The organism is Corynebacterium sp. LaCa_23, assembly GCF_058182375.1.
This window is the reverse complement of sequence record NZ_CP190825.1, coordinates 1127222-1153888: the sequence shown is the minus strand read 5'-3', so window position 1 is coordinate 1153888 and position 26667 is coordinate 1127222. Positions and strand designations below refer to the sequence as shown.

The window sequence follows — 26667 nt, the reverse complement described above, 5'->3', positions numbered from 1 at the left end:
TATAGCCTATCCCCTCTTAGTTTTTCTCCAAGTATTCCTGCTCGCTTTGGCTCAAATTCCGCGTCAGCTCTTCGGCCAACTGGGGGTTGCGCTGGACCATGGCATACGCATCCGCGTGAGTGCGCTCGACAATATCTTGGTCATCGGCAAGGTTGAGCAACCGCAGCGTCCGGTGCGTACCAGATTGCACCGCACCCAGGATATCGCCCTCGTGGCGTTGCCGAAGGTCTAATTCCGCAAGGTCAAACCCGGACGAGGTCTGGGCAATCTGGGTTATGCGCCTATACGAGGGCGAATTATCCTCCGCTTTCGTATGCATCAGGCAAATGGACGCATTGCCGCCGCGGCCTACGCGCCCGCGTAATTGGTGTAACTGGGAGACGCCGAAGTTCTCTGCCTCGCGGATGAGCATGACCGTGGCGTTGGGAACATCGACGCCCACCTCGATGACCGTGGTGGATACCAAGATATCGATCTCGCCCCGGGCAAATGAGGTCATGACCTCATCCTTATTCGGCATCTTGCCGTGCAAGATATCTACCCGCAGTCCCTTAAACGGGCCAGCAGCAAGCTGTTCCGCCAGTTCAAGCACGCCGCCCTCGCCTTCGATGCGCGGGCAGACGATATACGCCTGGTGGCCATGCGCCACTTCCTCGCGAATGCGCTCAAGCGCCCGCGCCACCCAAATGGGTCGCCACTCCGCCACCACGGCGGACTGGATCGGCTTTCTCCCGCCGGGCAGCTCAGCGAGCGTCGATACGGCGAGATCGCCGAAAATCGTCATGGCGATGGTACGCGGGATGGGGGTTGCCGTCATAACCAAGACGTGGGGGCTTATCCCCTCGCGCGTCTTAGAGCGCAGGCTATCGCGTTGCTCCACGCCAAAGCGGTGCTGCTCATCCACGATCACCAAGCCCAAATCGAAGAACTCGACCGATTCTTGAATGATGGCATGCGTGCCGATGACGATATTCGCCTCACCCGAGACGATATCCAGGAGGGCTTGGCGCTTCTCGGCGGTCCGCATGGAGCCGGTTAAGAGCACAACCTTGACACCGTCTGGAACCGACGTGCCAATAGAGGCCGCGTGCTGGGAGGCCAAGACCTCGGTGGGAGCCAGCAGCGCCGCCTGGCTTCCGGCATCGATGGCCTGCAGCATGGCGCAGGTGGCGACCATGGTTTTTCCCGAGCCCACCTCGCCCTGCAACAAGCGCATCATGGGTAAGGAACCAGACAGGTCATCATCAATCTCAGTGATGACCCTGCGCTGGCCCTGTGTGAGCTCAAAGGGCAGGTGCGTCAATAACTCTTCGCGGAAACCGCCCAAAATGGCGGGCATCGTCGGCGCCGTGTGCGCATGCGCATCGCGCTGGCGCAGCGCCATGACCAGGCCAATGGAAAGCGCCTCGTTGTACTTGAGTCGCTGAACCGCGCGTTGCGGGCCAGCCGCGCCGGGCTCATGGATTTCGCGCACCGCTTGATCCAGGCTGATAATCATCTGCTGGTCCAAAGGCTCCCGGATGGTGGGGGTATGCGCGAGCACGTAGTGGATGGCTCCCATGAGGTACCACGAGGTGATCTTTGCCGTGGCGGGATATACCGGTATCCATTCCCGCTCGAGCAATAATTTATCGAGCCGGCCGAATTGGGACAGGTTGCGCAGGGACCCGGTCGCCTTCTGTGGCTTTTTCTTTCCCGCCGCAGGCGCCTGGTAGGCGGCAAGTTCCCCGTCTGGGCGCCCGAAGGCATCGATTTCTACGAAATCCGGCTGTTGTAGCTGGGGCTGCTGGCGGAAATATTTCAATTTTCCGCTCATCATAACCCGCTGCCCACGGTGGAGCATGCGCAAGACGTACATGGCATTAAAAAACGTGGCGACAGTATGGCCATCGAGCTGGACGTTGATGATGGTGGTCTTGCCCGTATCGCGGGTCGTTATTCCCGTTACGGTTCCGGTAATGGTGACGATATCGCCCTCGGCGGCATCGCCAAGCCCCACGTCTTTATTATGACGGATGTAATCGCGCGGATAGTGCGCTAAGAGTTCCCCGCAGGTCTTATATCCCAGCGCCTTGGTGATCTTGGTAGCGTCTTTTTTATCCAGTACATCGGTCAAAGGGCGGTCATCCTGCCAGCCAAGCATCGCTATTCCACCCCGATCTCGGTAGGAATATCCGGCACTTGCAAGGCCACTACATCGACGCCTAGCTCGGCCGCCAGCTCTTCTTGCGAGATGGCAAGCGGGCTAATGACCGTGACCTGTTCCCCGCCGGCGGCCAACAACTGGCGGCACGTCTTAGCGATGGCTGCCGCAGATTCTTCTTCCGGGTGCGCCACCCGCATCGAGTGCGCCGCATCGCGCATGGATTCTACGACCGCGGCGGTATCCGTATTATCCGGCTCATAGACGGAGATGGCGGCTAGCCCCGCCGCAAGGGAAGAAATCTCCACGGTATGCGCTGCAGTTGCGTGTTCTTCTAGCCCGCTGGATAAAACGATGTCCTCGCCCGCCGCGTGGATTTTTTCTCCTGGTTCGACCACCGTAACCCCAGCGGACTGCACCAGCTCGGCCATGGGGTCGGCGGGCACCGCGGCGTAGACGGTGCGCGTATGACCGGCGCCAGTGTCTCCGCGCGGGGCCGAGGTTTCCGGAAGTGCCTCGAGGCGCAGGTTGCTGACAGATCCTGCGGCAAAGGCGGTTTCGATGACCTTGCCGGCTTGGGCGGAATGGATGTGGATCGAAGCGCTATCGTCGCTTGCTTGCGCGATGACCAAGCTCGTGCCCAAGGGAGCAATCTTCTCCTTCAGTACCGCGCTATCGCCTTCGAAAAAGAAGACCACCTCAAGTTCGGTGACGGCCTCCGGCATGGATTCGGCTGCGTGGCTGGTAGTGCCCTCGATTTCTGCGAGGAGGGCTTCTAAAAGGATGACTAAACCGGCACCGCCTGCATCCACGACCCCGGCTGCGCGCAGTTCTGGCAGCTGCGAGGGTGTTTCCGCAAGGGCTTTCTGGGCGGCGGAAATCGTCTCCGCTACGACGCCGTGAAAACTAGATTCGGGTTGCCGCGCGGTGCTTTCCGCTGTTTCTGCGGCGCATCGCAGTACGGTAATAACCGTTCCTTCCACCGGTTCCGCAATCGCGCGGTCCACGAGCTCTACCGCATGCATAAGCGAAGCTGCAAAGATGGCGCCATCGATGGTGGAATCCACGGTGGCCTCCGCGACCCCGCGCAAGACCTGCGAGAGGACCATTCCGGAATTTCCCCGCGCCCCGCGCACAGCCCCCATGGCTAGCGCGGCCGCAACGTCGCCGCCGCCCTTTTCCACCTCGGCGACGGCGGCTTCCATGGTGTGCGCCATATTCGAGCCGGTATCAGAATCCGGCACCGGAAAAACGTTGAGCGCATTGATTTCGGCGCGCCGATGAGAAAGCTCGCCTACAGCGCGGTGCGCCCAATTGCGCAATCCGTGAGCGTCCAGCGTGCTGGGGTATGACATGCGCAATAGTTTACAAGTCCCACGCGATCTCCCGCGCGCCTTGGTCCCGCAAAAGGGCGTTTGCCCGGGAAAATGGGCGGGAACCAAAGAACCCCCGGCTGGCCGAAAGCGGCGACGGGTGCGGCGAAGTAATGCAGGGCACATCGGGAAGGAAGCGCTCGCAGGATTGGGCATCGCGGCCCCATAAAATCGCGACCATCGGGGTGCGGTTGAGGGCGCGGATGGCGGCCTCGGTCACCTCTTCCCAGCCAATACGCCGGTGCGAACCCGCCTGGCCCGGTGCCACGGTCAGCACCCTGTTAAGGAGCAAGACCCCCTGGTCGGCCCAGGCGCTCAGATCGCCGTCCTCACGCCCGCGAACGCCCACATCGTCATACAGCTCGCGGTAAATATTGACCAAGGAGCGCGGGGGTTTGACCCCCGGCTTGGTGGAAAAGGCCATCCCCATCGCGTGGCCCGGGGTGGGATAGGGGTCTTGGCCAACGATGAGCACGCGGACATCCTCAAGCGGCATCTGCAATGCCCTGCACACGTCTTCTGCCGGCGGCAGGTAATCCTGGTTGTCCAGCGCCTGAGAAATACGTGGCCACTGCTGCTCCAGCACCGGTGCGAGAACCGGTTCCCACGAGGGATGATAGGTCGGGTGCATATCTAAAATCCTGCCCACCCTTCTGCATAACGGGGTCGTTTACCACCCACCGTAACGCCGCTGCCGCGCGAGACGGTGCCGATTTCCCGGAACCCCGAAGGCGCCTGCTTTGCGGTGGTTCCGATCAGGGTATGGTCCTCGCCGCCGGCAAGGACCCACTGCCACGGATCGCAATCGAGGACGGCGGCCGCGGCGTGCAGGAGTGGATCGGGCTGGATGGCATCGGCATCCAAATCGATGTGCACCCCGGAGCGCTGCGCCATGGTTCCGCAGTCTTGGATGAGGCCATCGGAATTATCGGTCATTGCGGTGACCTCGGCGGCGCGGGCGATAACGCCGCGGCCGGGGCTGAGCCAGGGGGCGCAGTGGGCATCAATAAGTGGGTACAAATCCGCATGCTCTGCGGGTAGATCGCGGCCAAACCGCTGCAGCAAAGACAAGCCCGCCGCCGCATGGCCAATCTCGCCGTGGGCCACGACTTTCTGGCCCGCGCGCGCCGCATCAAGGGTCAACGCTGCCCGGCTGCCGCCCAAAAAGCCGATGGCGGTGATGTTGATAACCAACAGGTCCGATTTCGTAATATCCCCGCCCACCAACTCGGCGTTGTAAAAAGAGCAATGCTCGGCGATGCCCTTAGCTACGCCCCTGACAAAACTCACCGACGTATCCCCCGGTGCGGCGATGGCTAAAAGGGCCGCCACTGGGCGCGCGCCCATGGCCTCGATATCGGCGAAGTTGCGCAGGATGGCCTTCTTGCCAATTTCGCGCGGGGTGGACCATTCCCGCAGGAAGTGCCGGCCATCTACCATCAGATCGGTAGAGGCCACCGTGCGCGAATTGGGTGGCGCCGCAAAAAGCACAGCAGCATCATCCCCATTCAAGCTGCTGGGAGCGGCCGCTGTGATTTCTCGAATCACCGCCTGCTCCCCCACGTCCGCGAGAGTCTGACTTAAGTTCACCGGCATCCTTTCGATAAAATGAACCCCTATGACATCCCAATTTAACCGCACCGCGATCTTCATTTCACTTGGGTTGTCCATAGTGATGGTTTTAGCGGTCCTTTTCGGCGCGAAATACGTATTCACAAACACGGCCAAGGCCCCCGTGGCGGTCTCCCCGGTGGATTCGCCAGAGGCCGATTCACAGGCGTGCACGGACTTTGTGCATGCGCTTCCCGATGAAGCCATGGGCCAACCGCGCGCCGATATTGCAGAGCCCGTCCCCGCCGGCGTTGCCGCCTGGGCCGCTAACTCCCAGGAAAAGGTGACGGCGCGCTGCGGTGTAGCCATGCCCTTCCAATACACCGATTACTCCACCACGCAAGATATCGACGGTGAACAGTGGTTCAAGGTCAAGGATGCGACCTCTGGCTCCAACCTATCTACCTGGTACTCGACCCAACGCTTTCCCGTCGTGGCGGTAACGACCTTCAATGACGAAAAACCGCAGGACCTCAACGAGGCCGTTGCCACCTTGGAGAATAAGCCAGCCGAGACCCACCCCGCCCCATTGCGCGATCTTAAGCCGGCAAAGAATGACCGCTGCGCCGCAGTAGAAAAGGCGCTACCGGATGAGATTTCGGATGGCTACCACCGCCGCGATGTAGACGATAAGGACACCTACGTGTGGAGCTCAGAGGGGCACGAGGACATCGTCGCGCGCTGTGGCATCGCCCAGCCAGAAAACTACGAGGCGGGCGTGCAGCTCCAGCAGGTCAACGATATTGCCTGGTTTGAGGATACGACCTTGGCCCAAGGCACGACCGCAGGAACCTGGTTTGCGCTCGGCCGCGAGAATTACCTAGCGCTGCACGCCCCGCAGGATTCCGCGCAGGCAGCACTGGTGGTGCTCAGCGATATCACCGCGAAGCACGTCCCAGAAAGGTAAAAGGAAGCCGCAGGCCTACGCGGTGCGGGCCTCTGCGCTGGCGATGAGCACCTCAAGCAACGAGGGGTAATCCACGCCAGAGGCCGCCAGCACCTGCGGGTACATGGAAATCGGGGTAAATCCCGGCAGGGTATTGACCTCGTTGATGTACAGGCCCTCTTCGGTAACGAAGAAATCCACGCGGGACAGCCCGGTGCAGTTAAGCGCCTTAAAGGCCCGAATCGCCATATCGCGCAATTGCGCCGTGAGTTCTTCTGGGAAAGGCGCGGGAATTTGGGCCGTGACCACGTTATCTAGGTATTTGGTCTCAAAACCATAAAACCCTTCATCGGAGTTATCGATGCCCTTAAGCAGCGCCGGCACAGAGGCAATAAGCTCGCCATCTGGGTATTGCAGGACGCCGACCTCTACCTCGCGGCCGACGATTTCTGGCTCGACCAAAATCTTGTCATCGTCTTCCAAGGCAATGCGCACGGCTTCTGGGAAATCCGCCCAGTCGCTGACCTTGGAGACGCCAATCGAGGAGCCCCCGCGGGCAGGCTTGACGAAGACCGGCAGGCCAAGCCGTTCTTTTTCTTCCGCGGTTAATTCCATACGCCCCTGCACGATGACCTCTGGTGCCACCGGCAGGCCCGCTGCGGATAAAATCTTCTTGGTAAATTCCTTGTCCATTCCCACCGAGGACGCCAATACGCCAGGGCCCACATAAGGGATTCCGGAGAGCTCGAAAAGCCCCTGCATAGTGCCGTCTTCACCATAGGGTCCATGGAGAATGGGAAAGATAACGTCAACCTGGGCATACAGCGAACCGTCACTAATCGTGCGGATTTCGCCCTTACGCGTTGGATCCGCAGAAAGCGCCAATTCCGTGCCGCGCTTGACCTCAGGCATGACGCCATCGACGATTTCTAAGCCCTCGGTATCGCCCGGCGTCCACGTGCCCTCGCGCGTAATGCCGATGGGCACCACCTCGAATTTTTCCGGGTCGAGATGCTTCATGATTGCGCCTGCGGATACGCAGGACACGGAGTGCTCGGTACTGCGGCCACCGTAAAGGACGGCCACGCGGGTCTTTTCAGTCATGGGCGATGATTTTACCTTTCTGCTACTCCGACTTCTTGGAGCGACCCATAAGGGCAATCATCATATCGTCTACAGCCATGCCCTGATGACACACGCCGTAGACGGCTTCCGTAATGGGCATCTCTACCCCAGCCTGCTGGGCTAGGCGGAAGATGGAATCAGAGGAAAACACGCCTTCTGCCACCTGGCCATTGGTGGCCGCCTTTGCTTCTTCTAGGCTGCCGCCTTGACCGAGGCGGTAACCGAAGGTCCTGTTGCGCGAGAGCGTGGAGTTACACGTGGCGACCAAATCGCCCAACCCCGCCAGGCCGGAAAAGGTAAATGGCTCCGCCCCCAAGGCCGTGCCCAGGCGCGTAATTTCCGCCAGGCCGCGGGTAATCATCGTGGCCATGGTGTTATTACCCAAGCCCTTGCCCGAGGCCATGCCGCAGGCCAAGGCGATGACGTTTTTGCACGCGCCACCGATCTCCGCGCCGATGACATCGGTATTTGTATAGGGCCGCAAGTAGGGCGCGGCGATGGCCGCCTGCACCGCCTTGGCGCGCTCTTCGTCGGTGCAGGCGATGACCGTGGCCGTAACCTGCCCCGCTGCTACTTCTTTGGCCAGGTTGGGCCCAGATAGAACCGCCACGCGCTGCGGATCCACACCTGCTGCATCCACGATGACTTCGCTCATGCGCTTGAGCGTGCTGGTTTCTACGCCCTTGGAAATGGAGACCAGCGTGGAATCCTCGGGCAATGCGGGCGCCCAGCGCTCCACGTTGGCGCGCAGGGACTGCGATGGCACACCGAAGACCACGATATCCGCGCCGGAAAGCACCTCTTCCTCATCGTGCGTGGCGCGCAGTGCCGCCGGAAGGTGGACATCCGGCAGGTAGTCAGGGTTGGTATGCGTTTCATTGATCGCTTCCGCCAACTCGGTCCGGCGGGCCCACAGGGTGACATCATTTCCTGCGTCCGCAAATACCTTGGCCAGGGTGGTGCCCCAGGAACCGGCACCCATTACCGCTACTTTTACCATGGCGTCCTCCAAACGTTTTTCCTATTAGTTCCACCTTAAGGCATTTATCACTCCGGGCGTGGCAAGGATGCGGCAGGGATCTCCCCCGTGGAACAATGATGATGAGGTTAACGCCAATTTTTCACTTACCGAAGAAAGGCACGAAAAGCTATGCCGAGCGCGAAGAAGATGCACGAGACCGATAAAGATAAAAAGTCCGAAAAATTCATTTCCGGCCGGCACCAAGAAATTCCGGTGGATCCAGCCAAGGAATTTCCCCGCACTACCCTTGCCGCCGGCGCCGTAGTCTGGCGCGGCGACCCCGCGAACCCAGAGATCGCACTCATCCACCGCCCGCATTACGACGATTGGTCCCTGCCCAAGGGAAAGGTGGATCCAGGCGAATCCCTGCCTACCACCGCGGCGCGCGAAATTGAGGAAGAAACCGGCTTCCACGTACGCCTGGGCAAGTTGATTGGCAAGGTCACCTACCCCGTGCAGGGGCGCACCAAGGTGGTCTATTACTGGGCGGCGTTCTACCTCAGCGGCACCTATACCCCCAATGATGAGACCGATGAGCTGCGCTGGGTGCCCATTGACCAAGCACAGCAGCTTTTGTCCTATGACGTGGACAACGACGTCGTCTCCAAGGCACAAAAGCGGCTGCAGCTCGCCCCCACAACGCGCCTATTGTACGTTCGCCACGCCCACGCCCACGACCGCAAAAAGTGGGAGGGCGATGACAACCTGCGGCCTTTGGATAAGAAGGGGCGTCGGCAAGCAGAAATGCTCGTGCCCATGCTGGCGGCCTATCATCCCACCGCGATCTATTCCGCTCGCCCGCACCGGTGCCAGCAAACCGCCGCGCCGCTTGCCGACGAACTGGGCAAGGACATCGCCATTAATAAGGACTTTGGCGACGAGGCATGGGAAAAGAACCCGGCGGCCGCCAAGAAGGCTTTCCGCCGCGTAGTTGAAGACGGCGGGGTGCCGGTCATTATCAGCCAGGGACAGACCATCCCCGGCATCATCGAGGATTTGGCGCCGCAATTCCTCAAGAAGCCACAGGAGGAATTGAAGTTTAAAAAGGCCTCGGTGTGGGTCTTGTCCTTCAATAATGGTGAATTAACCGGGGCAGATTATCTTCCCAGCCCCCTGCCGGTGCGCTAGCTGGCTTGGCGCTAGCTGGCTTGAGGCGAGCGAGCCCCCGCCTCCCTAGCCGTGCATGCCGAGGTTGCGGCGCACGAACAAGGTGGGGGCCAAAGCCATGAGCCCCGGCAGCACGACGATGCCCACCACGGTTGATCCCAGCGCCATGTAAAGGATGATGAGGACGATGCCCACCAGGAAGGTGGTGCCGATGTTCCTCTTTGCGATCTCCGCGGAAAGCTTAAAGCAGGCCCCTAGGCCTAGGTCAGGGCGTGCTGCCTTGACGGCTGGGACCCACCACCAGAAGAACAGGGCGAAAAGTCCGGGGATTATGAGCAAGACAAAGCCCATGCCGATGACCACGCTGGTCACGAGGTATGCCAGCATGATGCCGCCCATGCCCTTAACGGTAAAGAAATCCCCGAAAGTTAAGTCCTGGCCGTTGACCTGCTTAGTAGCGGCTTGGTACCAGATGGCGTTTGCCCACAGATAAATAACTAACAGGGCTATTACCCCGAGAATAAGTAACAGCACGCCCAGTACGCCAAGGGAACCGTCTAAGGCTCCCTCGGTCGACGCCTCGATGGAAAGAGATCCGCCACCGGCGGCAAAGACTACGGCGATTACGGCGTAAGCGACAAAAAGGACGACCATCTGCACGAGCGGGGCAAAAAGCCACGGCACCCAATTGCGGCCGAAATAGCGGAAGCTATCGCCGATGATGCTGACGGTATCTATGCCGCCTGGGGCGGGCGGCTCGCCGGAATATCCCGGCTGCCCATTTGAATAGGGCTGCTGGGAATAGGGATTGTATCCGTCGTGGTCGCGTGAACCGGAATAAGGCGAAGTCATACCGCAGACAATAGTGGATAATCCCGTTTCACGGCTACGGTGCTGCCGCTATTCCGGGTGAACCGCGGGCTTAAAGCTGGCGCGGGAGTTCTCGAAGCTCGTGATCGCCTCTTCATCGCGCAGGGTGATGCCGATGTCATCAAGGCCTTCCATCAGGCGCCAGCGCGTGTAGTCATCGATGTCGAATGAGTAGGTGTTTTCGCCAACCTGAACGGTACGCGCCTCCAGATCGACCGTGACTTGGGTTTCCCCCGCTTCCAGCTGCTTCCAAATAAGCTCGATGTCTTCTTGTTCCATCAACCCGGTAAGCAAACCAGACTTTCCCGAGTTACCGCGGAAGATATCCGCAAAACGGGAAGAGAAGACCGCCTTAAAACCGTATTCGCGCAAGGCCCACACTGCGTGCTCGCGCGAGGAACCGGTGCCGAAGTCGCGGCCGGCGAAGAGAACGGAGCCGTCCTTGAACTGCTCCCGGTTAAGTACGAAGGTGGAATCGGCGCGCCAGTTGGAAAACAGCCCCTCCGCAAAGCCCGTGCGCTTGACCGATTTGAGGTAGCGCGCGGGGATGATTTGATCCGTATCCACGTTGGACGCCCGCAGCGGGACTCCGGTGCCGGTATGGGTGATGAATTTCTCCATTGTTTCAACCTTTCTCGCTTGCTTATTTCAGGTCAGCCGGGCTGGACAGGTATCCGGTGACGGCGGTAGCGGCAGCAACCTGTGGGGAAACGAGGTGGGTTCGCCCGCCAGGGCCCTGCCGGCCTTCAAAGTTACGGTTGGACGTGGATGCGGAGCGCTCCCCTGGTATCAGTTGGTCGGGGTTCATGCCCAAACACATGGAGCATCCCGCCGTGCGCCACTCTGCGCCGAAGTCTTGGAAAATCCGGTCAAGGCCTTCCTTTTCCGCATCGGCCTTGACCACCGCGGAGGAAGGAACCACGATCATGCGCGTAGTGGAATCGATGGTGCGGCCCTTGACCACCTCAGCGGCGGCGCGCAGGTCCTCGATGCGCGCATTGGTGCACGATCCCACGAAGACGGTATCGATCTTGATATCGCGCAGTGGGGTACCTGGTTGCAGGTCCATGTACTCCAATGCCTTTTTCACGGTGGCCTTGGAATTGTCATCGCCGAAGTCTTCTGGATCCGGTACGGTTTCGCCCAGCGGCAGGCCTTGGCCCGGGTTCGTTCCCCAGGTCACGAACGGTGTCAATGCTGAGCCGTCGATTTCTACGACGCGATCGAATTCGGCGCCATCGTCAGTAGGCAGCGTCTTCCAGTACTCCACCGCAGCATCCCAGTCGGCGCCCTTAGGAGCGAACTCGCGGCCCTTGACATACTCGAACGTCGTCTCATCGGGCGCAACCATACCGGCACGGGCACCGGCTTCAATGGACATATTGCAGATGGTCATGCGGGCTTCCATGGACATCTTGCGGATGGCTTCACCGCGGTATTCGATGATGTAGCCTTGGCCGCCGCCGGTGCCGATCTTGGCGATGATGGCAAGGATGAGGTCCTTGGCGGAAACGCCTTCCTGCAATTCCCCGGTGACTTCGATGGCCATCGTTTTAAATGGCTTCAAAGACAGCGTCTGGGTGGCCATGACGTGCTCTACCTCTGAGGTTCCAATGCCCATGGCGATGGAACCGAATGCGCCGTGGGTAGAGGTATGCGAATCGCCGCACACAATCGTCATGCCGGGCTGGGTAATGCCCAGCTGTGGGCCCACGGTGTGCACGATGCCTTGCTGCTCATCGCCCATCGCGTGCAACCGCACGCCAAATTCTTCGCAGTTCTTGCGCAAGGTGGAAACTTGGGTCCGCGATACCTCATCCTTAATCTCTAAGAGGTTGCCGGATTTAATCCCCAGCGTCGGCACGTTGTGGTCCTCGGTTGCCAGGTGCAATTCTGGGTGCCGCATAGTGCGACCTTGCAGTCGCAGCCCATCAAAGGCCTGCGGGCTGGTAACTTCGTGCAAAAGTTGAAAGTCAATATAGATAAGGTCTGGTGCACCTGCATCGCCCTCTTGGACAACGTGGTCGCGCCATACTTTTTCAGCCAAGGTCAGCTTCTGGTTCATAAACATCACTCCACACTTGAAATCTCATAATTTGGGACGTAGATTTCATTATATGGGAGAGTATAGCGCAGTTTCCGGCATTAAGGTACTAGATCGTGCAATGGCCATCATGATGGCCGCCGCGAACCATCCATCGACCCTTAATGAATTGTGTGAAACCACGGGGCTACCTCGGGCGACGACGCACCGGCTGGCCACCGCGCTGGAGGCACACCGCATCCTTGTCCGCACCCCTGAAGGAAAGTGGAAGGCCGGCCCCGCACTTCCCGGTAACCGCGATCACATCCTAGAAGTTGCGGGCCCCATCATGGACCAACTCCTCAACCGCACCGGCGAGTCCATTCAGCTTTATGAGTTCACGGGCACCACCCGCACCTGCATTGCCACCCGCGAACCCACGTCCGGCCTACACAACGTGGTCCCAGTAGGCCGCCAGCTGCCGCTGACCTCCGGTTCTGCAGCGCGCATCATCGCAGGCTATGTGGACTTTCCCCTAGACGCCGCGCAATTCAGCGCCGCCGATGTGGAAGCCGCTCGCCGCCAGGGCTATGCAGAATCCATCGAGGAGCGCGAAGCTGGCCTAGCCTCCATTTCCGCTCCCGTCTTTGATTCTTCCGGTGTTTTCCGCGCGGCACTGTCCATCTCCGGGTCCGCCGAGCGCTTCCGCCCCTCGCCCGCCAAGAAGTACGCCCACCTGCTTACCTCCGCCGCCCGAGAACTTTCGGAACTGCTCTAGCTTTACAACCATCTCACCACTACCCCTGGGCCAACCGCTGGCCCAGGGTTTTGTCATGTTTTACCTCCACATACCCCGCTCCTCCGCGGTCTAATGAAAAAATATCGAAACTCTGCCGCGCGCTATTGAAACCGTACTGAAAACATGATTTAATGAAAACAGAGTGAAAACGAAAAGGACACTCCCCAACCACAAAGCGCAGAAAGGATTCATGATTATGACTCACGCTACCCACACTGAACACGAGCACACTCACGGTGAAGGCTGCGGCCACGTTGCCTTCCCACACGAGGATCACACCGACTTCGTGCACGATGGCCACATCCACCGCGAGCACGAAGGCCACTGGGACGAGTGCGAGACCACTGAGCACGTCGAGGCTGAGCCACACAGCGAGCACACCCACGGCGAAGGCTGCGGCCACGTTGCCGTCCCCCACGGCGACCACGTTGACTACATCCACGACGGCCACCGCCACGCCGCTCACGGCGATCACTACGACGAGCACTAAGCCTCGCCGCCAAGCGCCCCGCAGCGCCCGAGCGCCGCGATAATCCACCGCTTCGATGCATGGATTATCGCGGCGCTTTTCTACGCATTAGCCCAGCGTGAATTAACCTTTTATTAACCCTAGCCGCATTGATGCGCAAAGCACGGTGACTGAGAGGTAACCAAGCTATCAATTTCGCGGAATCTGCCTGCTTGACTATTAGTTAACACCGTTTCGGTGCTACGGTCTTTCGAGTGATTACTAGTTGGAAGCTTTTTCTCCAAGACTTCGTCCGCCTGTGGCGGACGCCACAAGTCTGGGTGATTCTCATCGGTTTGATGATTACCCCTGCCTTATACTCTTGGGTCAACGTCTCCGGTTTTTGGGATCCCTATGGCAATACCGAACACCTCAAGGTAGCCGTGGTGAATGAGGACAAGGGTGCCTCGTCAGATCTCACCGGCGATATTGACGTCGGCAGGCAGATGATGGAAAAGCTGCACAACAACGACAAACTCGGCTGGCAGTTTATGGACCGCGGCGAAGCCGAGCACGCGGTGAAATCCGGCGATGTTTTTGCCTCCATCATCGTCCCGGAGGATTTTTCTTCTGACTTTGTCAGCCTCTTCGAGGGCACGTACTCTCAACCCACCTTGGAGTATCAGGTCAATGAGAAGATCAATGCCATTGCCCCCAAAGTCACTGACTCCGGTTCTTCTACTCTCGAAACCACGATTAGCGCCACGTTTAATGAAAATGTCGCGAAATCTGTAGCCACCGAGTTGAGGAATTCCGGCGGCGATCTCAGCGATAAGATCAATAGCACCGCGGGCAATACCGCGAATTCCTTCTCAGAGACCGCCGATACCGTGGCCAATTCGCGCAATTCCCTGGCGGATGTCAACGCCACTATCGAGGGTGCCCGCCCCACCATCGCGCAGGCGCGCAAGTCCCTGGGCTCCGTGCAGACCACGATCGATGACGCGCAGCAGGCCTTAAACCAGGTCACCGCCTTGACCGACGAGGTGCAAAAGGAAGTAACCTCCTTCGCTGACGATGCCACCGCCGCTTATATCCAAGGCACGACTGCGCTTGCCGATGGCACCGCGAACGCCAATGCCAATATCGGTTCTGTCACAGGGAAGTTAAACGGCGCTCTCAACCGCGTCGATGCCGCGACCGACGGCGCACAGGGCATCCTTGGTCAAGCCGATAAGGCCATCGACCAATTAGCCGGTGTCGCTGCCCTTCCGGCCCTTCCCCCAGAGGTATCCCAGCAGATCAACCAGTCGGTCTCTGAGCTGCGCGACCGCAATAACCAAAACCGCGCGGTGCTAGGCGAGCTTGATTCCCTCAATAGCGATACCAATGCCACCCTGGATTCACTGAATAAGACCTCAGAATTGCTCAATTCCATGGCCTCCCAAGCGCGCGATGATTCCCATGGACTCCGCGATGACGTGGCCAACGGCCTGCCTAAGCTCAATTCCGCGCTTTCTAATGTCTCCGCTACGGCCGGGCGCCTATCTGCCTCGCTCAACAGCCAGAAGGCGCTGGTTGGGCAAACGGACGGGCTTCTCGGGGGCGTCGACGAGCAGCTGACCCACGCCCAAGAAGTGGTAAAGCGCTTCTCAGTCGACCTGGACCGCGTCGAGGAAGGCCTGCGTTCCGCGCGGACCGATGTCATTGCCTTGAGCAACACGGCCACTAATAACACCGTGCTGAAGTCCGTCAATGGCCTTGATACGGACCACGTATCTTCCTTCCTCTCCTCGCCCGCAGAGATGGAAAGCCACGCGGTCTTCCCCGTTACCCACTACGGCTCCGGCATGTCCTCGCTGTTTATCAACCTCACGCTGTGGATCGGTGCCTTCATGCTTTTGATCATTTTCCGCGCCGAGGTTGACCCGCAGGGCCGCCGGGATCTGACCATCAATAAGGCCTATTTCGCGCGCTTCTTGCTCCTCGGCTTTTTCGCCATTGCCCAGGCGCTAATCGTGTCCATCGGTAACTTGGTCATTGGCGTGGAGCACGTCAGCGCCACCGCCTATGTCCTTACCTCCGTATTCATCAGCCTGTGCTACCTCAGCATTACCTATGGCTTGGTCTCGACATTTGGCCACGTGGGCCGCGGTATCGCGGTGGTCCTCGCCTTCATCCAAATTCCCGGCGCATCGGGCCTGTATCCCATCGAGATGACGCCGGACTTCTTCCGCGCCGTCCACCCCTTCTTGCCCTTTACCTACGGCATCGACGCCATGCGCGAGACCGTGGGTGGGTTCTACGGCACCCATTACATCCGCGACATCGCCGCGCTGACCGGCATGGCGGCTATCGCCTACCTCATGGGCACCTTTTTAAGGCGCGGGTTGTCCAACGTCACCATGCTGGTCAATGACGAGCTGGCCAAGGGCGGGCTCGTCATCAACGAGCAGGTCCACCTCATCGGCAGCCGCTACCGCTTCACCGATCTGTTGTATGCCTCCGCGGACCGCGAGGGATATCAAAAGAGCTTGGATACCAAGTGGATGACCGCGCGGAAGAATTATTCTCAGTTGATGAAGCTGACCATCGCCATTGGCTTGGCCTTGGTTACCGTGCTCGTTATTTGCTCCCGGTTCATGCCGGATCAAAAGGCGATCATCTTCGGCATTGCCTGCCTCGTGGCGCTGATTGCGGTCGCGACCATTTGTTCGCTGGAATACGTGAAGCAAAGCATCGCGCACGATAACCGCCTGGCAGACCTCAGCGATGAGGAAATCCAGCAGCACCTTGAGCATCAACGCCGAAACCCCAATCAGTATCGGCTAGAAGATGTGCAGTCGGATAAACACGCCGAAATATCTTCTACCCCACAATCGCAGGGCGATACTGCAGATAAGCCCGCCGACGGCGGCGAAGAATCCGGAAAGGGAGATAAGTCATGAACAACATCCTGACCATTCTCCGCGATGACCTCAAGGCCATCCGTGGCAACGTAATGACCGCCGTCATCATTTTCGGCCTCGCCATTATCCCGCTGCTTTTTACCACCTTTAACGTGCTCGCCAGCTGGGACCCGTTTGCCAATACCAAACAGCTCAAAATCGCCGTCGCCAGTGAGGACAAAGGCCACCAAAGCGACCTAGCTTCGCTCAAACTCAACCTAGGCGATGAGGTTTTATCCCAGCTCAGCCGCAACGATGATATCAACTGGGTCCTTACAAATAGCGACGATGCCATTGAGGGCACCAAGTCCGGCGAGTACTACGCCGGCATCGTCTTGCCCAAGGACTTTAGCGCCAACCTCCTTACCTTCTATGTGGAAGGCACCGAGCCGAGCAAGCTGAATCTTTACACCAATGAGAAGAAGAACGCGCTGTCGACCACGATTACCCAGCGCAGCGCTACCGGCGTGATCGAAAAGATCGACGAGTCCTTCACCCGCGTCGTGTCCAATGTGGGCCTTGGCGTCATTTCCTCATTGGACCAGTACTTGGATGAGGGTGAAACCCAAGCCGCGCTCAATAACGTGCACCACCGCGTCAACACGGTGCAATCGCGCCTCGATGCGGCCTCAGGCACGGTAATGGCGCTAAGTAATCTGGTTGATTCCACCATTCCGCTGACCCGAGCCGCCAATAACATCCTGAATGAGGCGGGAAACCAGGCTTCCAGCACCACGAATGACAACGGCGAGTCCCCCATCGACATCCTCAAATCCACGCTGGATGAGTCCACTGGTTCTTTGGACGCGTCCCTTGCCGCGACGACGCAGAGCTACGAGGCCCTATCCTCGCAGATTGAGGAATTGCTCAACAACGCCAGCGCCACCTCCGCGCAAACTGCCCAGACCTTCCGCACTGCCGCGGACCGCGTGGGACAGCAAACCGCTGCTTTCCAAGGCGTAAAGGACAGCATCCAAAAGGAAGCGGATAAGGTCAATCTTCCCGCCCCCGTGGCAGCGGGATATAAGGCCGTCATGGGGCAACTCGATGCCAGCATCGCCCAAAGCAATGCGCTGCACGATTCCTTGACCTCCACGGCCAATAACATCGACAACGGCGGAAAGTCCCAAGAGTCCAAGCAACAAACCCAAGCTGCGATTGCCAGCGCCAAGCAGGCCGTACAAAACGCCCGCAACTCCTATAACTCCAACCTCAAGCCGCAGTTAGCAGCCTTGGGCGATAGCGTGGGCACGGTGGCCAACGATATCGATGCGGTCAAGCGCGATATCGCGGGCGTCCGCAATACCATCTCTAATGACAACGATGCCCTCGTCCGCGCCCGCGATATGACCGCCGGCCTATCCGGCACCCTGCAGCAGCAGGCGGCCCGCTTTGGTGAGCTCAGCCAAAAGATCGATGAGATCCGCGACGGCGGCGATCTCAGCCAGCTCGCCGATCTCATCGGCGATGATCCAGAGCTACTGGCCTCCCGCATCGCCTCACCGGTCAATGTGGACCGCCAGCCCATCTACGAGGTTGCCGCCTTCGGTGTTGGTATGACGCCGTTCTACCTCACGCTCTCGCTGTGGGTCGGCGCCCTACTCGCCTGCGTGCTGGTACACACCAACGCCGAACGCAAGTACTTGAAGAAGAACGAAAACCTCGACAAGAAGGATCACTTCACCAGGAACCAAGTCTTCTTGGGCCGCTTCATCACCTTCGGGCTCATCGGCATCGCCCAATCCACCCTTGTGGTCCTCAGCCTGATTTTCTTCGTGGAGATCGAGCCCGAGCACCCATTCATGATGCTCTTTGCCTCGTGGATAATCACACTGGTGTTTATGTTGATAATCTATTCACTGGTTATCACATTCGATAGCGCGGGTAAGGCCCTCGCGGTGCTGCTCTTGGTTATCCAAGTCTCCGGTTCCGGCGGCGCCTATCCCCTGCCGCTGCTTCCAGAGTGGTTCCAAAATGTCAGCCCGTGGCTGCCGGCCACCTACGGCATCGACGCATTCCGCAGCGCCATCGCCGGCATTTATGAGGCCGATATCCTCCGCGAGCTCGGCATGCTCCTCCTCTTCGCCATCCCGGCGCTTATCCTCGGCCTGTTCTTGCGCCCCGCCATGGATAACTATCACAAGCGCCTCCAGAAGGCGATTAAGAAGACGAAGGTCATGGCCTAGCCACACACACCTACACACAACGCCCAGTGCAGCCTGAGAGGCTCGCTGGGCGTTGTTTTTGCAGTGGCGGACCCATCCCCCTCCCTTGGCGCTCACAGGCAGCTGACCCCGCCCCAGTTCTCGCTGAGCCCGTGAGCGCGAAGGGCGGGATGCGGCGACAGCAGGCGCTTTCCGATGCCCCTTCCTCACCCACCGTGCGTCTAGAACGCCATGCTCAACGTGGTGCAGCGAGAGCCGTTTAGGCCCCTGGAGGCGCGAGAAGAAAACGGCAAAAGAAAAAGGCTGCGAGCGTTAAAGCTCGCAGCCAATATATGTACCCCGTACGGGATTTGAACCCGTGTTACCGGCGTGAGAGGCCGGCGTCCTAGGCCGCTAGACGAACGGGGCTCGTTCGCGCGTAGCAGGCAAATCAAAAGCTGTGCTGGCAATTAACTCGCTTGTTGCGGACTCGTTAAACAGTAAACGATGGGTAAACACAATACAAATCAGCAGATAGTGCGGGAATTCGCTCCGGTAAATCCCCCGGTTAAGAGCCGCTGAGTTCCCGATTAATCCGCGAGCGCACATACGAAAAATTCCTCCAACCGCTATGGCTGGAGGAATCATATTATTTGGCACTTTCACGAAACTGCCCGCCAGCCCAAACCACTGACCTGCAAGTACCCTTGCACCACAGAGATTCAGAGTTTGCACCACGGTAATGCAGCTACCAGATTCGGCTCCAACTGTAAGTTCGCGTGCGAATGGGACGGCTACTCCATAAATTCAACGGAGCCCTGCTTCTTAAACTTGACGGGGCGAGAGTATTCGTTACCGAACTCATCAGTCCACGACACTTCCGCCTTGTAGTCGGATCCCCAAACTGCGGCGTAGAAGAACATGATGGAATCTCCAGGTTTCATCGACTCCGCAGTACCCTCATCATCTCCCACTATCGGGCTGTCATTAATCACAGTCACTTTGTGCACTGTCCTACGGGACTTGTTAGTCACACGATAAAGATCCCCGCCGTCCCAGGAGACTTCCCAAATGAACCTATTGGAATCGTCCTTCTGCAGCTGGGCAATAAGCTTCATGGAGTCAGCATTTTCGCGTGACGCTTGCACGAGCTTGTCTTGCTGTTCAGCGATCTTCTCTTGAGCCTTGGTCAAGCGCTTAGCTACAGCATCGCGCTCGCTCTGCGCCTTTTCCGCAAGCTTCGACTGCTTATGCTGGCCCCACCATTTAATAAAACCAAACAACCAACCTACTGCAGCGAGAGCAATAGTAACGCATAATTCCAGAGTCATGCGCTGAGTCTATTACAAATGTCTAATTGAGGACCTACACCTATATGCGTATCTGGACCTGATGCGGACACCACGAGGAATCCAAAACCTAGGGAGTCTCAAGCCACTCCCGCACCGGCGCATACCCCGTCACCTGCCACGCTGGCAACTTATCCCCTTCCCGCTTTACTGCGACGGCATTTTGAATCAGCCAGTGCAGATAGCTACGCCGAAACTCCAAATGCCACAACTCCAATTCCCCATCGGGGAGTCCATCTGAGTCGTACGGGAACGTCAACAGGACATCGGGATCCTGCACCCCATACCTCTTGAGGACTTTGGGCCTGAACTCGGAAAGTGGACACGTCAAGGGCCAGGCCCGGTATTAGTGGCGGTCGGAGCTGCAAGAGTCGAAGTCACTGTTGCGGTCTGAGTCTGAGTGACAGTCTCTGCGGGGAGCTGAGAGACGACGGTCTGGCGAACAGTGGTCGGCACAGACTTAATAGCCATTGCCGTGTTTATCCTGTCCTGTAAGCCGAAGCGCTTCGGGTAAGAACTCCTTAAGCTCCGCGAGCAACGCATTGAGCCTTCTCTGCTTGGTCTGCGCAATGTACAAAACAGAGAGCTTTTCAATAGGCTGGAGAGCTGGGTCTTTTAATTGCGCGGTAAGTTTCTCCAACTCCACCCGAGTCTTCTCAAGGTCGCGGTAAAGAAGTATGCCTCGCGTGTAGTCATCCCAGGTGTTGAGTAGTTCACGGATTGCCCCTTGAAACATTTCCCGATCCCGCATGAAGAAGTTCGGTTGAATGCCAAAGGTGAGTGGAGGGATTTCTTCGAGACTCGGATCTGCCCACTGGAATACGACTCCAACAGGGCCATCTTGAATTACCGCAGCAAAATAGCCCAGCGGTTGACCCGGCACGTAGGCATTCCTGTCCAGTCCGATAGCGCTCGCTCTGGCGTACGGATTCATGAAATCAGCCTGTTCCCCGCCGTCTATTGTGCTGAGGCTCCGAAAGGCTTCGTCAACTTCGTAATTGCGAAAGAAGAGCAAGCTATGCGAGGGCAGTTGCCAGTCGTTAAACAAGTATGTCCGAATCTCTTCTGGCACACGTGCACCCGCGTCAACCATCCGGCATCCCACATTCTTGAGGTAGTAGCGTTCAAGGTTGCGTTGCGTGAAGTTGGTTCCCTCGAAGATCTCTGACCATTGGTATTCGTCACGTTCGCGGAAGTAGTCAAAGTGCTCATACTGAAAAGCGATGAAGTGGTCATAAGCATCATCAAACGGCTTCGTCAACTCATTGTTGCACTTCTGACAAATGGTCTTTCCAAACTTCACAGTCTTGGACTTAGGTCCGCGAACCTGATAGACAACGCCGTCCACGGGCACATGAAGTGGCTCCCCATCAACCATCAGCTCACGGATTCGACTGGCTTTGAATGCATGCTCCTGCGAGTCAGCCGGACGCTCTCGGCAGATCCAACAAGTCTCGATGTCACAGCGAGGAAAGGGGTTCTTTTGGGAATATTTAGGAGTCATGCCTCGCATCCTAGTAAGCAGCGCGGACACGGACCCCTAAACCACCCACAGCCCCTCGCCACGTCTGTTTCCGTGAAAAGCCCCACACCGCCACCAAATCCTTATCTGAAGTGTCCCAGGTTTTGTTCCGTTTGAGTAGATGGGAAAACCTGGACCACTTTATACCGCCGTGGACGTAACACGATTGAAAGCCAAAACGCTCTTCTCAAGAACGGGCGTATGGGGTTGGGCGACAAGAGTCGCAGTCTCGTGCGGGGATTCGCTAACGCGACCCTCGTGACTGCACTCGGCATCGTGGGTGTCAACATTCACCTGATTCAGAAGTTCCTTCGCCGAGTCGTATTCGACTTGAGTACGAATCCCAGCGACCCGGTTCCAACTCAGCCGTGTAAGCGAGTCTCCGACTGGAACACGTTCGGTAACGTTGCGCCACAAGCTCCCCCAGCCGCAGCCTAAAGACCAACGCCCGTACGGGCCGTGGTCTACAGGTCGTGGACAGCTGCCCATTTAGTCAAAATTTCGCTCGATCTCTGTTGCTTTAAGCGCCAGGAATCGGGAAAACAAATCAAAACCCGATTCTCATTGCCGAGAATCGGGATTACTTTTAACGGTTCGTAGTTTCGTGAACTTTGCAGGTCAGAAACGTGAAACCACCTATATTTGTACCCCGTACGGGATTCGAACCCGTGTTACCGGCGTGAGAGGCCGGCGTCCTAGGCCTCTAGACGAACGGGGCATAGAACTAGTGAGCCTGCTTTAAAAGCATTTTCACTGCTGGCCTACCAGGACTCGAACCTAGAATGGCGGTACCAGAAACCGCTGTGTTGCCAATTACACCATAGGCCATTTGCTCACTCGCTTGGAACCGCACCGTTACCGGCTGTGCTCCCTTGCTCGCTGCAACGTGTTATAACTATAATGATCGTTGCCCAATGCACCAAATCGCCAGTACAACCGACATTTTTAGACGTTTTCCTTGAGATAAAATAAAGCGGCGGATGACATCTGTGTAAGTTCGATGTTCATCCGCCGCTTTAGTGGGCTTTCTCCGTCAGGCTTCGGACGGTTCCGGTATTACTCGGCGGCCGGAACGTACGGAGTTACCTCACGAGCAGCGCGCAGGCGCGCCAAGGTGGACTCTTTGCCCAGAAGCTCCATGGACTCAAAGAGCGGCGGCGACACCTGAGCGCCGGAGATGGCTACGCGCAGCGCGCCGTAGGCCTTACGCGGCTTTAGCTCTAGATCCTCGATGAGCGCTTTGGACAGCGCTGCCTCGATAGCGTCGGTCTTCCACTCCTCTACCCCTTCAAGGGTGTCAATAGCCACCTCGAGCGGCTGGACGGCATCGTCCTTCAGGTTCTTCTTGGCAGCCTTCTCATCCAGGGTGAGCTCAGCATCGGGGGTGATAAGGAAGCTGAGTAGCCCGTAGGCATCGGCAAGCGTCTTAATGCGCGTTTGCACCAAGTCCGCGGCGAAGGCGAATTTCTCGCCGTCATAATCGGCTGGGAAGTCCGTGTACTCCGTCAGGTAGTTGCGCAGGCGGAAGGCGAACTCCTCGGGCTCGAGCAGGCGAATGTGATCGGCGTTGATGGCCTCGAGCTTCTTCTGGTCAAAGCGCGCGGGGTTACCCAGAACATCGTTGACATCGAAGTTCTCAACCAGCTCGTCCATGCTGAAGATGTCCTGATCCGCGGACAAAGACCAACCCAACAGTGACAGGTAGTTGAGCATGCCCTCCGGGATAATGCCGTTATCGCGGTGATTGAAGAGGTTGGACTGCGGGTCACGCTTGGACAGCTTCTTCTTCCCCTCACCCATCACGAAGGGAAGGTGTCCAAACTCTGGGGTAAATTCCGCGATGCCAATTTCCTTCAGCACCTCATACATGGCCAGCTGGCGCGGGGTGGATGAAAGCAGATCCTCGCCGCGCAGCACGTGGGTGATGCGCATCAGCGCGTCATCCACTGGGTTGACCAGGGTGTAGAGCGGGGCGCCGTTGGAGCGCGCCACCACATAGTCAGGCTGCGTTTCGGACTTGAAGGACATCTCACCGCGTACAAGGTCGGTCCAGGACCAATCCTTGTCCGGCATGCGCAGGCGCCAGACGGGCTTGCGGCCTTCGGCCTCGAAGGCATCGATCTGTTCCTGCGTCAGGTCGCGGTCGTAGTTGTCATAGCCCAACTTGGGATCGCGGCCGGCGGCCTTGTGCCGCTCTTCTACTTCTTCCGCGGTGGAGTAAGCGGGGTAGACATGTCCGGCATCGATAAGCTTATTGAGCACATCTTTATAAATGTCCATGCGCTGAGACTGCCGGTACGGTTCATGCGGGCCGCCTACATTGACGCCCTCGTCCCAGCCCAATCCGAGCCAGGTCAAGGAATCAATGATGGCCTGATAGGACTCTTCCGAGTCGCGGGCAGCATCAGTATCTTCGATGCGGAAAATCAACTTTCCGCCGGTGTGGCGGGCATAAGCCCAGTTGAACAGGGCTGTACGCACCATGCCAACGTGCGGGGTGCCAGTGGGAGAAGGGCAAAATCTAACGCGAACTTCAGTCATGGCCACCATCGTAGTGGAGGCGCGGGACACAGTCCGCACCAGCCCAAACCAGCGCCTCACTTACATACCTAAAAGTGTGCCCCGGCTACGTGAATACACGCAAAAGGGGGTAGACGATAATGGTATTCATTATAAACCCACAGGTAAACGGGAACCGGTTTCACTTGATTATCCAGTAATAGGAATCATTTTCTATAGTTTCGGGTGAACTACTGACAACTGCAGAAAGGTAACGCGCTGGTGGCTTCTCCTCGTATCCGCTTCATGGCCGCGCTCAGCACAATCGCGCTGATTACCCCGGCTACCGCCTACGCCGGTCCAGACGATGGCAAAAACATCGCGACCCAAACCCACGTCGACTCCCCCAAGAGCTTTTGGGAAAACGACAACTTCCTGCTGAAATCCGAATTTTCCGGTCAAACCCCGCTTATCGATGACACCGTTGCCTGGGTAGGCAAAGGCTATTCCCGCGAAGACGAAGACGGTAAGCGCCACCAGAACTTTATGTATTCCCTGCCCCAAAACGGTACGCAGGATTACATCGGCGACCCAGGCACCACGTACTACACTGCCCCGTACCAAGCCTCCGCCAACCAAGAGCCCATCTGGATCGGTTTCGGTGCAGACACTGGGCTTCCTGTGAAAGGTTTCCGCGATAACATCGCCTTTCTCGATCTTTTAAGCGTGGATGGCCCAGGTGACGTGGAGCTTTTTACCAATAAGGACGATAAGGACGGCGCCGAGCTCCATCGCATGCTGGGCTCCTTCCAAGGCTCGCCGCACTCTACGTATCTCAACGCCGGTACCCATACCCATAACGCCACGCTCTTTACCAAGCCCGGCCGTTATCGCTTGACCTTTCGCACCACCGCGCGCACGGCGGATGGGCAACTCGTGGCCAGTGAACCGCAGACCACCAGCTACCAAGTGGGTGGTCAAAAGCCAAAGGATGAAAAGACCCCGAGCCTCAAGGAACGTTTCGATAAATCCTCCTCCGGTGATGCCGCCGCTGCTGGCTACAGCCTGAGCATGGACAAAAAGCAGAACCTGGAAAAGGACGGTGACGATAAGCTCACCACCATTTCCTTTGATGCAAAGAATAAGGCATCCGGTACGCTTACGCTGCTTATCGATGGCTACTTCCTCACCGATCTGCCCGTCACCGATGGCCACGCCGAGTGGGATGAGTACATGGGCCCAGAATCGTCCAATATCCAGGCCGTCTTTACCCCAGAAGACGATGCACCGCGCTGGATTTCGCAGCAGGTGAAATTTACCCCCGGCTCTCCCGCCCACACCGATTCTTCCACTACCGAAGAGAAGTGGGAAGAAACCGAGAATCCGCGCCAGCTGGCTCCTACCGAAGAGGTAACGCTGCAAGAAACCGGCTATACGGTGCGGATGCGCAAACAGGGTGAAGAAGGAACCAAAATTATCATCGACATGGATGATAAAAACTTCAGCGGCGTAATGACAGGTGGCCTTTACAACCGCAAGGACCTCGAAAAACCCGATGGCCCGGTGGAAGCTCCGATTACCAAGGGGCACGGAGAAGCTACTATTACCAACAGTAAATACTTTGAGAACACGATTGCCAAAGTAAACGTCTTCCCGCACTCCACCGTCAAGGTCGGCCACGGCAGTACGGTGCTAGCCGAGCCCTTCGAATTCGGTGAAAACTACGAAGCGACAGGCGAGCTTTCTACCAGCGCAGATGAAAGTTCCGCGACCCCAGGCGAAAAGCCTGGGGCTGGCGATTCACCCGCGCCCAGCGATACGCCTGCGCCCGGCGATACGCCCGCCCCATCTCAACCGCCACAGGACGAGGAAGCTCAGCGCTGCAGCGAAAAGCAGGTACTTGACCGTGGGCACGTCGATATCAAGGCGCTTCCTACTGACGATGGCTTCCGCACCGTCCTTCGTGATGACACAGGACAAATTGATAAGAACTCGGTAGACCGCTCGCTGGATGACGTAGTGCTTGGCGTGCACAATAACGCGCTTACTCCTCGCGGCCAGCAGCTGGGTGATAAGAAATTCGACTTCCTTGGCAATATCGGTGACCGCTTCTACCACCTGCCACAAACGCAGAACCAAGCCATCATCTGGCCGGGGTATAACACCGAAAAATTGGACTACTCCAAGATGAAAGATGGCAAAGTCAATTTGAACCTCAAGCCCAAGCACACGCCAGAGGGCGCTGAATGGGGCGCATATATCGATAAGGACAGGGGTGTCGGATATGACATCCTTGCCAATTCTGCGGAAAACGACCACACGATCGAGACCACCTTCGCATCGCATAGGCATACCCATTGGGCTTTTACCAAGCCGGGCATCTACACGTTTGAGGCAACCTATACGGCAACTACCACCGACGGCAAAGAACTTGCGTCGGAGCCACAGACGTTGACCTTTGCCATTGGTGATGACGCGGTGAAGTCCTGTTCTACGGCCGCGCCATCCGATGCCCCATCGGATAAGCCTTCCGAGAAGCCGTCCGACAAGCCTTCGGACTCGGCAAAGCCATCCAAGCCCTCGAAACCTTCCAAGCCATCGAAGCCTTCTGAGCCGTCCAAGCCGTCTGCTCCCGCAGGCAACTCGTTTAACCCTTGGGCCTTGGTCTTGCCGGCGGTCCTTGGCATCACCTTCAAGGCCTTCTACAACTTCTTCCGCGACAACCAAGATCTCATTCGTGAGCGCTTTGGCTGGCGCATCTAATAACTAATCCGCAGCTAATGGGAACCCCACCCCAAA

19 protein-coding genes and 3 tRNA genes are annotated in these 26667 nt (G+C 58.0%); 7 read left to right on the top strand and 15 right to left on the bottom strand.

Features of this window, described 5'->3' with window-relative positions:
• Positions 1-16: 16 nt before the first annotated feature.
• Genes ACP8IT_RS05630 through ACP8IT_RS05615 form a run of 4 tightly spaced genes read right to left on the bottom strand, consistent with a single transcriptional unit; the run spans position 17 to position 5187 of the window.
• Positions 17-2143, bottom strand: coding sequence for an ATP-dependent DNA helicase RecG (locus ACP8IT_RS05630; RefSeq protein WP_490290557.1), 2127 nt, complete (start codon positions 2141-2143; stop codon positions 17-19).
• 2 nt (positions 2144-2145) lie between these two features.
• On the bottom strand, positions 2146-3498 hold the full coding sequence (locus tag ACP8IT_RS05625; protein WP_490290556.1) for a DAK2 domain-containing protein: 1353 nt from the start codon (positions 3496-3498) through the stop codon (positions 2146-2148).
• A gap of 10 nt (positions 3499-3508) precedes the next feature.
• Entirely contained in the window at positions 3509-4147 is a 639-nt protein-coding gene (locus ACP8IT_RS05620) for a uracil-DNA glycosylase (protein ID WP_284637474.1), read from the bottom strand.
• Positions 4148-4149: 2 nt separating this feature from the next.
• Positions 4150-5187: a thiamine-phosphate kinase gene (locus tag ACP8IT_RS05615; RefSeq protein WP_284900571.1), complete on the bottom strand. Its 1038-nt coding sequence runs from the start codon at positions 5185-5187 to the stop codon at positions 4150-4152.
• Here ACP8IT_RS05615 and ACP8IT_RS05610 point away from each other — a divergent pair.
• Positions 5135-6034 carry a DUF3515 domain-containing protein gene (locus tag ACP8IT_RS05610; RefSeq protein ID WP_490290555.1) on the top strand — a complete coding sequence of 300 codons (900 nt, stop codon included), beginning with the start codon at positions 5135-5137 and terminating at the stop codon, positions 6032-6034. The genes ACP8IT_RS05615 and ACP8IT_RS05610 overlap by 53 nt on opposite strands.
• 15 nt (positions 6035-6049) lie before the next feature.
• Here the strand turns inward: ACP8IT_RS05610 and ACP8IT_RS05605 are convergent, their stop codons facing one another.
• The gene (locus ACP8IT_RS05605; RefSeq protein ID WP_490290554.1) at positions 6050-7117 is read right to left on the bottom strand and encodes a D-alanine--D-alanine ligase family protein; all 1068 of its coding nucleotides are present in this window, start codon (positions 7115-7117) and stop codon (positions 6050-6052) included.
• A 22-nt stretch (positions 7118-7139) separates the two neighbouring features.
• Positions 7140-8138, bottom strand: coding sequence for an NAD(P)H-dependent glycerol-3-phosphate dehydrogenase (locus tag ACP8IT_RS05600; protein WP_490290553.1), 999 nt, complete (start codon positions 8136-8138; stop codon positions 7140-7142).
• Between the two features lie 150 nt (positions 8139-8288).
• Between ACP8IT_RS05600 and ACP8IT_RS05595 the strand changes: the two genes are divergently transcribed.
• Positions 8289-9287: an NUDIX hydrolase gene (locus tag ACP8IT_RS05595; protein WP_237799742.1), complete on the top strand. Its 999-nt coding sequence runs from the start codon at positions 8289-8291 to the stop codon at positions 9285-9287.
• Between the two features lie 45 nt (positions 9288-9332).
• Here ACP8IT_RS05595 and ACP8IT_RS05590 read toward each other — a convergent pair whose 3' ends face one another.
• The 3 genes from ACP8IT_RS05590 to leuC are packed head-to-tail and all read right to left on the bottom strand — an operon-like array spanning position 9333 to position 12201.
• The gene (locus ACP8IT_RS05590) at positions 9333-10118 is read right to left on the bottom strand and encodes a hypothetical protein (RefSeq protein WP_023017842.1); all 786 of its coding nucleotides are present in this window, start codon (positions 10116-10118) and stop codon (positions 9333-9335) included.
• A 48-nt stretch (positions 10119-10166) separates the two neighbouring features.
• Positions 10167-10757 (bottom strand): 3-isopropylmalate dehydratase small subunit, encoded by a 591-nt coding sequence (leuD, locus tag ACP8IT_RS05585; protein ID WP_284639048.1) that lies wholly within the window; start codon positions 10755-10757, stop codon positions 10167-10169.
• 22 nt (positions 10758-10779) lie between these two features.
• Positions 10780-12201, bottom strand: a complete 1422-nt coding sequence (gene leuC / locus ACP8IT_RS05580) for a 3-isopropylmalate dehydratase large subunit (RefSeq protein WP_490290552.1) — start codon at positions 12199-12201, stop codon at positions 10780-10782.
• Between the two features lie 52 nt (positions 12202-12253).
• On the opposite strand from leuC, the gene ACP8IT_RS05575 reads away from it, so the two are divergent.
• The 4 genes from ACP8IT_RS05575 (at position 12254) to ACP8IT_RS05560 (ending at position 18540) form a co-directional block, all read left to right on the top strand.
• Positions 12254-12937 (top strand): IclR family transcriptional regulator, encoded by a 684-nt coding sequence (locus ACP8IT_RS05575; RefSeq protein WP_023017840.1) that lies wholly within the window; start codon positions 12254-12256, stop codon positions 12935-12937.
• Between the two features lie 217 nt (positions 12938-13154).
• Positions 13155-13448, top strand: coding sequence for a hypothetical protein (locus ACP8IT_RS05570; RefSeq protein ID WP_005282583.1), 294 nt, complete (start codon positions 13155-13157; stop codon positions 13446-13448).
• A 233-nt stretch (positions 13449-13681) separates the two neighbouring features.
• Positions 13682-16354: a YhgE/Pip family protein gene (locus ACP8IT_RS05565; RefSeq protein ID WP_490290551.1), complete on the top strand. Its 2673-nt coding sequence runs from the start codon at positions 13682-13684 to the stop codon at positions 16352-16354.
• Positions 16351-18540, top strand: coding sequence for a YhgE/Pip domain-containing protein (locus ACP8IT_RS05560; RefSeq protein WP_023017838.1), 2190 nt, complete (start codon positions 16351-16353; stop codon positions 18538-18540). Before ACP8IT_RS05565 ends, ACP8IT_RS05560 begins: the two co-directional genes overlap by 4 nt.
• Positions 18541-18854: 314 nt before the next feature.
• Here the strand turns inward: ACP8IT_RS05560 and ACP8IT_RS05555 are convergent.
• The 6 genes from ACP8IT_RS05555 to gltX all read right to left on the bottom strand — a co-directional run bounded on the left by ACP8IT_RS05555 (position 18855) and on the right by gltX (position 23919).
• A tRNA-Glu gene (locus ACP8IT_RS05555) sits at positions 18855-18927 on the bottom strand.
• 365 nt (positions 18928-19292) lie between these two features.
• Positions 19293-19829 (bottom strand): hypothetical protein, encoded by a 537-nt coding sequence (locus tag ACP8IT_RS05550; protein WP_005282577.1) that lies wholly within the window; start codon positions 19827-19829, stop codon positions 19293-19295.
• 478 nt (positions 19830-20307) lie between these two features.
• Entirely contained in the window at positions 20308-21351 is a 1044-nt protein-coding gene (locus ACP8IT_RS05545) for a hypothetical protein (RefSeq protein ID WP_039885585.1), read from the bottom strand.
• Between the two features lie 663 nt (positions 21352-22014).
• Positions 22015-22087 (bottom strand) — tRNA-Glu (locus ACP8IT_RS05540).
• Positions 22088-22125: 38 nt separating this feature from the next.
• Positions 22126-22197: transfer RNA gene (locus ACP8IT_RS05535), tRNA-Gln, on the bottom strand.
• Positions 22198-22425: 228 nt separating this feature from the next.
• Complete coding sequence (gltX, locus tag ACP8IT_RS05530) at positions 22426-23919, bottom strand: glutamate--tRNA ligase (protein WP_284623117.1); 1494 nt, start codon at positions 23917-23919, stop codon at positions 22426-22428.
• A gap of 231 nt (positions 23920-24150) precedes the next feature.
• Between gltX and ACP8IT_RS05525 the strand changes: the two genes are divergently transcribed.
• Complete coding sequence (locus tag ACP8IT_RS05525) at positions 24151-26631, top strand: choice-of-anchor M domain-containing protein (RefSeq protein WP_490290550.1); 2481 nt, start codon at positions 24151-24153, stop codon at positions 26629-26631.
• The last annotated feature ends 36 nt before the right edge of the window (positions 26632-26667 follow it).

Excerpts from the sequence above, each read along its gene's own strand:
- ACP8IT_RS05630 (WP_490290557.1), bottom strand. The coding sequence starts at position 2,143 with ATGCTTGGCTGGCAGGATGACCGCCCTTTGACCGATGTACTGGATAAA.
- ACP8IT_RS05625 (WP_490290556.1), bottom strand. The coding sequence starts at position 3,498 with ATGTCATACCCCAGCACGCTGGACGCTCACGGATTGCGCAATTGGGCG.
- ACP8IT_RS05620 (WP_284637474.1), bottom strand. The coding sequence starts at position 4,147 with ATGCACCCGACCTATCATCCCTCGTGGGAACCGGTTCTCGCACCGGTG.
- ACP8IT_RS05610 (WP_490290555.1), top strand. The coding sequence starts at position 5,135 with ATGACATCCCAATTTAACCGCACCGCGATCTTCATTTCACTTGGGTTG.
- ACP8IT_RS05615 (WP_284900571.1), bottom strand. The coding sequence starts at position 5,187 with ATGGACAACCCAAGTGAAATGAAGATCGCGGTGCGGTTAAATTGGGAT.
- ACP8IT_RS05605 (WP_490290554.1), bottom strand. The coding sequence starts at position 7,117 with ATGACTGAAAAGACCCGCGTGGCCGTCCTTTACGGTGGCCGCAGTACC.
- ACP8IT_RS05600 (WP_490290553.1), bottom strand. The coding sequence starts at position 8,138 with ATGGTAAAAGTAGCGGTAATGGGTGCCGGTTCCTGGGGCACCACCCTG.
- ACP8IT_RS05595 (WP_237799742.1), top strand. The coding sequence starts at position 8,289 with ATGCCGAGCGCGAAGAAGATGCACGAGACCGATAAAGATAAAAAGTCC.
- ACP8IT_RS05590 (WP_023017842.1), bottom strand. The coding sequence starts at position 10,118 with ATGACTTCGCCTTATTCCGGTTCACGCGACCACGACGGATACAATCCC.
- leuD (WP_284639048.1), bottom strand. The coding sequence starts at position 10,757 with ATGGAGAAATTCATCACCCATACCGGCACCGGAGTCCCGCTGCGGGCG.
- leuC (WP_490290552.1), bottom strand. The coding sequence starts at position 12,201 with ATGAACCAGAAGCTGACCTTGGCTGAAAAAGTATGGCGCGACCACGTT.
- ACP8IT_RS05575 (WP_023017840.1), top strand. The coding sequence starts at position 12,254 with ATGGGAGAGTATAGCGCAGTTTCCGGCATTAAGGTACTAGATCGTGCA.
- ACP8IT_RS05570 (WP_005282583.1), top strand. The coding sequence starts at position 13,155 with ATGACTCACGCTACCCACACTGAACACGAGCACACTCACGGTGAAGGC.
- ACP8IT_RS05560 (WP_023017838.1), top strand. The coding sequence starts at position 16,351 with ATGAACAACATCCTGACCATTCTCCGCGATGACCTCAAGGCCATCCGT.
- ACP8IT_RS05550 (WP_005282577.1), bottom strand. The coding sequence starts at position 19,829 with ATGACTCTGGAATTATGCGTTACTATTGCTCTCGCTGCAGTAGGTTGG.
- ACP8IT_RS05545 (WP_039885585.1), bottom strand. The coding sequence starts at position 21,351 with ATGACTCCTAAATATTCCCAAAAGAACCCCTTTCCTCGCTGTGACATC.
- gltX (WP_284623117.1), bottom strand. The coding sequence starts at position 23,919 with ATGGTGGCCATGACTGAAGTTCGCGTTAGATTTTGCCCTTCTCCCACT.